Origin of the sequence: Kitasatospora sp. NPDC059827, assembly GCF_042731675.1 — a bacterium.
Lineage (GTDB): Bacteria > Actinomycetota > Actinomycetes > Streptomycetales > Streptomycetaceae > Kitasatospora.
On record NZ_JBHWIV010000106.1, the window covers coordinates 19,561 to 27,206 of the forward strand.

General features: G+C 74.1%; 8 protein-coding genes. 3 read left to right on the forward strand and 5 right to left on the reverse strand.

Annotated elements, in window-relative coordinates; all coding sequences use genetic code 11:
• Positions 1-12 precede the first annotated feature (12 nt).
• The 5 genes from ACFV8H_RS37060 to ACFV8H_RS37080 form a co-directional block, all read right to left on the reverse strand.
• Complete coding sequence (locus ACFV8H_RS37060) at positions 13-1,230, reverse strand: flavin monoamine oxidase family protein (protein ID WP_380408589.1); 1,218 nt, start codon at positions 1,228-1,230, stop codon at positions 13-15.
• The gene (locus ACFV8H_RS37065; RefSeq protein WP_380408591.1) at positions 1,227-2,414 is read right to left on the reverse strand and encodes a cytochrome P450; all 1,188 of its coding nucleotides are present in this window, start codon (positions 2,412-2,414) and stop codon (positions 1,227-1,229) included. The genes ACFV8H_RS37060 and ACFV8H_RS37065 overlap by 4 nt, the downstream gene beginning before the upstream one ends.
• Positions 2,415-2,433: 19 nt before the next feature.
• Entirely contained in the window at positions 2,434-3,294 is an 861-nt protein-coding gene (locus ACFV8H_RS37070; protein WP_380408593.1) for an ABC transporter permease, read from the reverse strand.
• Entirely contained in the window at positions 3,291-4,283 is a 993-nt protein-coding gene (locus tag ACFV8H_RS37075; RefSeq protein WP_380408595.1) for an ABC transporter ATP-binding protein, read from the reverse strand. Before ACFV8H_RS37075 ends, ACFV8H_RS37070 begins: the two co-directional genes overlap by 4 nt.
• Before the next feature lie 93 nt (positions 4,284-4,376).
• Complete coding sequence (locus tag ACFV8H_RS37080; RefSeq protein ID WP_223886012.1) at positions 4,377-4,745, reverse strand: hypothetical protein; 369 nt, start codon at positions 4,743-4,745, stop codon at positions 4,377-4,379.
• Positions 4,746-5,082: 337 nt separating this feature from the next.
• On the opposite strand from ACFV8H_RS37080, the gene ACFV8H_RS37085 reads away from it, so the two are divergent.
• The 3 genes from ACFV8H_RS37085 to ACFV8H_RS37095 are packed head-to-tail and all read left to right on the forward strand — an operon-like array spanning position 5,083 to position 7,498.
• Entirely contained in the window at positions 5,083-6,411 is a 1,329-nt protein-coding gene (locus ACFV8H_RS37085; protein ID WP_380408597.1) for a cytochrome P450, read from the forward strand.
• Positions 6,408-7,253: a class I SAM-dependent methyltransferase gene (locus tag ACFV8H_RS37090; protein ID WP_380408599.1), complete on the forward strand. Its 846-nt coding sequence runs from the start codon at positions 6,408-6,410 to the stop codon at positions 7,251-7,253. Before ACFV8H_RS37085 ends, ACFV8H_RS37090 begins: the two co-directional genes overlap by 4 nt.
• Before the next feature lie 59 nt (positions 7,254-7,312).
• Positions 7,313-7,498 (forward strand): hypothetical protein, encoded by a 186-nt coding sequence (locus tag ACFV8H_RS37095; RefSeq protein ID WP_360237855.1) that lies wholly within the window; start codon positions 7,313-7,315, stop codon positions 7,496-7,498.
• The last annotated feature ends 148 nt before the right edge of the window (positions 7,499-7,646 follow it).

Below are 7,646 nucleotides of genomic sequence, written 5' to 3' on the forward strand. Positions count from 1 at the left end.
ATCGGAGGGCGTTCATCGGAGTGCCTTGAGGACTTGTTCCGCGGCCCGTTCGCCGCTCGCCAGGGCGCCCTGCACCCAGGGCAGCTGCTCACCCGCGACGGTCGCCTCACCGGCGAGGAAGAGGGTGTCGTCGACCGGTTCGGCCCAGCGCCGGGCGGCGTCCTCCAGCCCGGCCCGGGGGGTGGTGAACGCCCCTCCCGCGTACGGGTCCTGGCCCCAGTCGGCGACCGCGGTGTCCAGGACGGCGGCGCCGGAGGTCCAGGGCAGGGCGGTGGCGAGCAGGGCGGCCAGGGCCGTGCGGTCGGCGACGGCCGCGCGCAGCGAGGCGGCGGCCCCCGCCTTGGCGACCACCAGCACCTCGGGGCGCCCGGCGGCGCAGCGGGTGAAGCCGGTGCGGCCGTCCACGTCGAAGACGATCACGGTGTCGGGCGCGGGCCGGTCCAGGGTGACCACGGCGCAGCAGCCGTCCCCGGCGGGCAGCCCGGCGGCGGCGGCGAGCTTGGCCGCGGGCAGTCCGGCGATGCCGCCGAGGGCGGCCGGGGGGACGGTGAGGACGACCGCGCGGGCGACCGCGCTCCCGGTGTCCGTCCGTACCGTGACCCGGCCCGGCTCGTACGACAACTCCCGCACCACCGAACCGAGTCGGACGTCCAGGCCGTCGGCGAGCCGCTCGGGCAGCCGGGCGAAGCCGCCGTCGACGGCGTACTCGCCCTCGCCGGCGGTGTCCCCGCGGTGCGCGGCGGCGACCCCGGCGGCGCTGAGTCGCTCCGGGTCGGTGGCCCAGTTCTGCCGGAACCACTCGGCGGCGGCCGCGGCCTCGGCGCCGGTGCTGCCGCACGCGCGCAGCCAGCTGCCGACGGACAGGCCGGTGACGCCGGGGGTGCGCCGCAGCGCCGCCTCCAGCAGCCAGGGTGCGCGGCGGCCGGCGCTCAGCGCGCCCATCGACCGCTCGGCGCCGTCCTCGACGATCCGGGCGGTGACCCGGCGCGGGACGGCGCCGGTGCTCCCCGGTCCGAGCAGGTCGTGCACCGGGTTCCGGTCCCCGTGCACGACCTGGGCGCCGAGTTCCAGCGGCGGGCCGCCGTCGGCGGGCCGGAAGGTGTGGATCCGCCCGCCGAGCCGTTCCCGGGCCTCGTGCACCACGACCCGCAGACCCTCCCGGGACAGCAGTCGGGCGCAGGTGAGGCCGGACGCCCCGGCGCCGACCACGATGACGTCGTAGGTGGTCACAGCGCTGCTCCGAGCTCGATCGGGAGGGCCCGCAGTCGGCGGGGGACGAGGCTCTGGTCCCAGTCCGGGGCGCCGTCCGGGCCGCGCAGGGCCGGGAAGCGGCGGACCAGTCGGGGCAGCAGCAGGGCGGCGGTCCGCCGGACCAGCGGGGCGGCCAGGCAGAAGTGCGGGCCGCCGCCGAAGCCGAGGTGGGGGTTGGGGCTGCGGTCGAGGCGCAGCTCGTCCGGGTCGGCGAAGACCTCCGGGTCGCGGTTGGCGGCGGTGAGCACCGCGAGGACCCGGGCGCCGGGCGGCAGCACGCCGCCGGCCAGTTCGACCCGGTCGGTGGTGACCCGGGCGGTGAAGGGGATCGGGGCCTCCAGCCGGAGCAGTTCGTCCACCGCGAGGCGGGCGAGGTCCTCGTCGGCGGCGGCGAGCCGGGCGACGGCCGGGCGGTCGGGCAGCAGCAGGTGCAGCGCGTTGCCGATGAACTCGGCGAGCGGCTGCCAGCCGCCGATCACGGCGAGGTTGAGGACGCCGAGCATCTCGGCGCGGCTGAGCCGGTCGTCGGCGGCCAGGGCGGCCAGCGGGACGTCCCGGTCCCGGATCCGGCCGGTGTGCCCGTCCAGGTAGTGGGTGAGCGCGGTGGCGGCGCTGCGGCCGAGGGCGGCGCGGGCCGGGGGCACCATCGGGTCGAGGTTGACGGAGGCGGCCCGGGCGAGCGCCTCGAAGCGCCGCAGCTCCGCCGCGGGCAGGCCGAACAGCCGCGCGTACACGGCGGTGGCGAGCGGCCGGCCGAGGTCGGCGACGGCGTCCACCCGCCCGCCGGCCGGCAGCCGGTCGAGCAGCGCGTCCACGTCCTCGGCGAGCCCGTCGGCGAGGGAGCGGACGGCCGCCGGCCCCAGGAGCAGCGCCCCCGGGGCCCGGAGCCGCTGGTGGTCCGGCGGGTCGGTGGTGAGCATGGACGGCGGCAGGGCGTCGTCGCGGGCGCGTTCCCGCTGGCCCTGGGCGGCGGAGAAGCGCGGGTCGCGCAGCACCGTCGCGCAGTCGGCGTGCGTGGTGACCAGCCAGAGCCGGGACGCCGGGTCGTGGTGGACCGGGTCGTTGGCCCGGAGCCACCGGTACGCCGGGTGCGGGTTCGCCCGCCCGGCGGGGGCGAACGGGTGGATCAGGTGGTCCGGCAGGCGCACCGGTGCCGTCGTCATGTTCCAGCTCCGAGAGGTCTCAGCGGACCTTGGGTCCGCGCCAGCGGAAGGAGAAGGCGGTCAGCACCAGGCCGGCCAGCGACCAGGCGACCAGGACCATCGCGATGTGGCCCAGTTCCCAGTTCCCGGCGGGCTCCACGGCGGTGAAGGAGTCCGGCAGGAAGACCGAGCGGAAGCCCTGGGCCATCCACTTGACCGGGAAGAACGCCGCCACCGTCTGCATCCAGGCGGGGAGTTGGCCGAACGGGAAGAAGACGCCGGAGATGAACTGCAGCACCATGAAGACCGGGGTGACGATCGCCGCCGCGGACCGGCTGTTGGGGATCAGCGCCGAGTAGGCGGCGCCGGCCATCGCGCAGGCGACGGTGCCGAGCGCGAGGTCCCAGCCGAGGGTGAACCAGCGTTCCGGGGTGCTGGGCAGCGGCAGCCCGAACAGGGCCAGCGCGATGCCGATCAGCAGCACGGCCTCCAGCGCGGTGGTGACGATGACCCGCACCAGCTTGCCGACGAAGTACGCCGACTTGGGCATCGGGGTCATCGCGAGCCGGCGGACGGTGCCGGTGTCGCGCTCGATCGCGATGTTGATCGCGAGGCCGGAGAAGGAGGTGCTCATGACGCCGGCGGCGATGATGCCGGCCATGAACACCTGCTTGAGGTCGGTGTCGGTTCCGGCCACCTTCCCGGAGAAGATCGAGCCGAAGACGAACAGCAGGATCACCGGGAACATCAGGGTGAAGACCAGCGACTGCTTGTTCCGGAAGAACGCCCGCAGTTCGACCTTGGAACGGGCCGCGGAGGCCCGCCAGACGCCGGGCATCCGTCCGGCGCGCCGGGCTCCGTCGAGGGCCGGCGCGGCGACGGGGGTCTGGGTGAGGGTCATCGGGTCCCCGTCTCGGAGATCAGCTGGCTGTTGTCCGCGCCGCGGTCGGTGCCGTCGGCGTGCTCCCTGATCAGGTCCAGGTACACGTCCTCCAGGGTCGGCCGGTGCACCCGCAGCTCGGGCAGCTCGCCCACCCCTGCCAGGTGCGCCCACGGGACCAGGGCCGCGAGCAGCGCGGTCGGGGCGTGGGTGCCGATCCTGAGCACGCCGTCCGCGCCCACCGGGGCCGGGTCGGCCCCGGGTGGCAACGACGGCAGCGTGCGGCCGGCCAGCTCCGGCGGAATCCGGAAGGAGACCGTGGTCGGAGTCTGCGTTCGGCCGCCGAACTCGGCCAGCGGCCCGCACTGGACCACCCGGCCGGCGACGATCACCGCGGCGCGCTCGCACAGCGCCTCGGCCTCGTCGAGGTAGTGCGTGGTGAGCACGGTGGTACGACCGCGCTCGGAGAAGTAGCGGACCAGGTCCCAGGCCTCCCGGCGAGCCACCGGGTCCAACCCGGTGGTGGGTTCGTCCAGGAAGATCAGGTCCGGGTCGCCGACGATGCCCACCGCGACGTCGAGCCGACGGGCCTGTCCCCCGGAGAGGTCGGTGCTCTGCTTCTTCTCGTGCTTGCCCAGTCCGACCATGTCGATGACCTGGCCGACCGGGAGCGGGTTCGGGTAGAACGCCGCGAAGTGCTCGACCACCTCACGGACCGTCAGGTCCGAGTAGGCGCCGGTGGTCTGCGGTACCACTCCGATCCTGGCGCGCCAGTCGCGCCGGTCCTCGGCCGGGTCGCGGCCGAGGACCCGCACGTCACCGCCGGTTCGCTGGCGGACGCCTTCCAGGATTTCGACGGTCGTCGTCTTGCCCGCGCCGTTCGGCCCGAGCAGGGCGAAGACCTCACCCTGGTGGATGTCCAGATCCAGACCCTGGACCGCGTGCCAGTCGCCGTAGCTCTTGCGAAGGCCGCGGACTGAGACGGGGTGTTCCCCGACGGCAGTCGCCACTGTGGATCGCTCCTTGGTGGGGTGATCAGGTCGGCCTGGTCATCAGGTCGACCGGCCGGGCGCCTTGCCCGGCTTGCGGGTTTCCCGGCTGGATCAGGTGCAGCAGCAGCACGGGCAGCAGCAGGAGTTGCCGCCGGCCGCGATGTCCGACAGGTCGCCCTCGCTGAGCTCGGCGGTGTCGATCTGCGGGGTCTCCGGGATGTGGAACTCGTAACGGCCGGTCGCCAGACCGATCTCGTACAGCTCGACCTGCACCTCGAGGTTGCCCTCCTGCTCGCCCTCGGCGGCAGTCTGGACGATGACGATCTCGGCGTCGGCCGGGAGCTCCAGGCCGGCCTCGGCGAGGGCGGCGCGGGCGTCGGTCCGCAGGCGGGCCGCGTACTCCTCGCTCGACCAGGCGCTGATCAGGGCGCGGGTGTAGCCGTTGACGAACTCGGCCCGCTTCCTCTGGTCCAAAGCCATGAGAATTTCCTTTTCTCTGGATTCCGGTTGGTCGTCGGCAGGCCTCGGCACTTCCGTGCTTCCCGGCGCTGCCGACGAATGAAGAATGACACGGCCGCAATGGGCCGCCAAGACCTCACTTCCGGTGCCCGGACTAAGTATTGAGCACGTGCGGCGGGTGCGGTAGATTTCAGGCGTCCCGCGCCCTTGAATACGCATCAGAATACGTATCGACATACGCATCCGAATGCGTACGGGGAATTCAGCGGGAAATACGTACGTATGTGTTCGCCGGGCGCGTACGCATTCCGGAAGTCCCGGGCGAGCACCGAGAGGAAACACGGGGGTGGTCCGCACCGTGCCTACGCACACCGTCCCGCCAGGCCCTGCCGACGACATCGACATGGCGCTGATGAGGGAGTCGCCGCTCGACTTCATCACCGGCCTGGCCCGCACCTACGGCGACGTCACCCGGCACCGCGCCGACGGCGACACCGTCTACCTGCTCAACCGGCCCGAGTACGCCCGGCACGTCCTCAAGGACAACGGCGCCAACTACACCAAGGAGGGCACCCCGGACGACGCCATGCTGCGCCCGCTGCTCGGCAACGGGCTGCTGACCAGCAACGGCGCCGACTGGGCCCGCCAACGGCACCTCACCGCGCCCGCCTTCCGCCCCAGCGCCGTCCGCACCTTCGACGGCATCGTCACCGACGCCACCGCGCAGATGCTGGAGCGCTGGCGGCCCTCGATCGAGGCCGGCACCCCGCTGGAGGTGGACCAGCACCTCACCGCGCTCACCCTCGGCATCCTCACCCACGCCATCCTGGGCGCCGACATCGACGGCATCGGCGAGGGCTTCGCCCGCGCGGTGGACGCCGTCAACCGCTGCATCGGCCACTACGTACCGACCCCGGACCCGGACCCCGCCGACACCGCCCGCCGGTACGCCGACTTCGGCCGCGCCCGGGTGTTCCTCAACACCGTCACCCGCACCCTGATCGCCGCCCGCCGCGCGGGCGGGGGCAGCGCGGGAGCGAGCGGCGACCTGCTGGACACCCTGATGTCCGGCCACCACCTGGTCTCCGACGAGGACCTCCGCGACCAGGTGCTGACCATCGTGATGGCCGGCCACGAGACCACCGCCAAGTCCCTGACCTGGACCCTCCACCTGCTCGACCGCCACCCCGAGGAGCTGGCCAAGGTCCAGGAGGAGGTCGACCGCGTCCTCGGCGGCCGCCCGCCGACCGCCGCCGACCTGGCCGCGCTCCCGGCCTGCCGGCGGGCGATCCAGGAGGCCATGCGGCTCTACCCGCCGGTCTGGCTGATCTCCCGCCGGGCCGTCGGGCCCGACGTCATCGGCGGGTACCACGTCGAGCCCGGCACCCTGGTGTGCGTCAGCCAGTGGGTGCTGCACCGCCACCCCGACTACTGGGACCGGCCGGACGCGTACCTCCCGGACCGCTTCGACGGCGCCGACCTGCCCAGCCACCTCTACCTGCCGTTCGGCGGCGGCGACCGGATCTGCGTCGGCCAGCACTTCGCGATGCTGGAGGCCGTCCTGGTGCTCGCCTCCCTGCTCCAGTCCGTCCGGCTGGAGCTGGTCGAGGGCTTCCCGGTCGAACCCGAGGCCCTGGTCACCCTCCGCCCCAAGCACGGCATGACGATGATCGCGAGGCCCCGATGAGCACCTCCGTACGACCGGTCGGCGGATCCTACGACCCCGCCCGCACCACCGGCGGCGGCCTCGCCGCCGAACTCGACCGGCTGGAGGCGCAGGCCGCGCTCTCCTTCCCCGAGGAACTGCGCATCCTGCGCGAACTCGGCCTCCCCTCGGGCCGCACGGTGCTCGAACTCGGCGCCGGGCCGGGCGCGGTGACCCGCCGGCTGCGCGCCGCGCTGCCCGCCGGCACCGAGCTGATCGCCGCCGACATCGACGGCGACCTGCTCGCCCACGCGGCCGGCCCCGGGGTGACCCTGCTGGTCGCCGACGGCGCCGACCTGCCGCTGCCGGACGCGAGCGTGGACTTCGTGCTGCTGCGCTACGTCCTCCAGCACGTGCCCGACCCGGTCGCGGTGCTCGCCGAGGTCCGCCGGGTGCTGCGCCCCGGCGGCACCGTCGCCGTCACCGAGGTCGACTCCGCGCTGTGGGGCGCCGCCGAGCCCTCGTACCCCGAACTCGCGGGCGTGCACGCCAAGATGGCCGCCGCCCAGCGGGCCGACGGCGGCGACCGCTCGATCGGGCGCCGGCTCCCCCGGCTGCTGCGCGCGGCCGGCTTCGAACGGCCGGTGCTGCGCCCCTTCGCCACCACCAACGACGACCACCCGACCGACGCCTTCGCCCCGCAGCTCGGCCCGCGGCGCCTGGAGCCGCTGGTCGCCCGGGGCGTCCTCTCGCTGGCCGAACTCGCCCTCGCGGCGGACCGCTGGAACCGCTTCCGGTCGGACCCCGACGCCTGGGTGATGCTGCTCGGCCTCACCGCCGCCGCGACCGCACCCGCGGGCCGCGGACCGCAGGAAAACGCCTGACCGCAGGAAACCGCCCGACCGCACCACACCCCTCCCGGAAACCGGAAAGGACCACCTCCATGCACCCCAAGGTGAAGATCTTCATCACCATCTTCTGCTACATCAGCGCCGTCGCCGGCCTGGTCACCGCCGTGATGGACGCCAGCCACAAGCCCGCCGACACCACCTCCGCGGTGGTCGCCGGCGTGCTCGGGGTCGCCTTCCTGCTGGGCGGCCTGGCGCTGACCCGGAAGCCGCGCTACTGACGATGGCGCCCGGTGGCTTAGCAGCGGGAAAGGGTCGGGGGGGGGGGGGGGGGGGATAAACCCCCCCCCCCCCCCCCCCCCCCCCCCCCCCCCCCCACGCCCCCCCCCCCCCCGGCCCGGGCGGGGATTAAAAAAAAACGAACCCCCC